We start from the raw sequence: 854 nt of genomic DNA, 5'->3' as shown, positions 1-854 counted from the left end.
GGCGGCCAGTGCCAGTTCCACGAATCCGCTGCCCGGCAGCACGACCGCGCCGAGGACGCGGTGGTCGGCGAGCCAGGGGTGCGTGCGCAGCGAGAGCCTGCCGGTGAACAGCCACTCGTCCGTGCCCGCGAGCTGCACCTGGGCGTGCAGCAGCGGATGGTCGGCGGAGTCGGCGCCGGCGAGCGGTCCGACGGCCTCCGCGGGCCGCAGCCAGAACCGTTCGTGCTGGAAGGGATAGGTGGGCAGCGCGGTCCGTGTCTGCGCTCGCGCCCCGAAGTAGTCCGCCCACCGCACCGGTTGGCCCGCGCAGTGCGCGGCGGCCAGCGCGGCGACCAGTTGCTCGGGCTCGGCGGCCGTGCGCCGCGATCCCGCGACCACCGCCGTGCGCGCGGTGAGGTCCGCCGCCACCGTGGTGCGGGTCATGGTCGTCAGCACCGCGTCCGGGCCCAGCTCGACGAACAGGCGCACCCCCGAATCGAGCAGGGAGCGCACCGCCGGGGCGAAGCGCACTGCCTCGCGCACCTGCCCCACCCAGTACGCGGGTGTCCCCACCGCATCGTCGGCGAACGCGCCGGTCACCGTGGAGCACAGGGGGATGCGCGGCTCGTGATAGGTCAGGCCCGCGGCGATCTGCGCGAACTCCTCCAGCATCGGGTCCATCAAGGCGGAGTGGAACGCGTGGCTCACCCGCAGCCTGCTGGTCCTGACGCCCTCGGCCACCAGCGTCGATTCGAGCGCCGAGACCGCCTCGGTGGTTCCGGAGAAGACCACCGCGTCGGGTGCGTTCACCGCGGCCAGCCAGACCCCGGCGGCCGCCGGGTCGGCCTCCAGCGCCGCCAGCAGGTCCGCCGCCC

The 854-nt window shown here is 74.7% G+C and carries 1 protein-coding gene; it reads right to left on the bottom strand.

Annotated features, from left to right (window positions below; translation table 11 throughout):
• Positions 1–854, bottom strand: an 854-nt coding sequence (locus G3I40_RS44605; RefSeq protein ID WP_164560492.1) for an acyltransferase domain-containing protein, incomplete at both ends; no start/stop codon positions are given.

The sequence above is a fragment of the Streptomyces sp. SID14478 genome, assembly GCF_010548525.1.
Classification (GTDB): Bacteria; Actinomycetota; Actinomycetes; order Streptomycetales; family Streptomycetaceae; genus Streptomyces.
The sequence above is the reverse complement of the archived record's forward strand: the minus strand, read 5'-3'. Positions and strand labels throughout refer to the sequence as shown.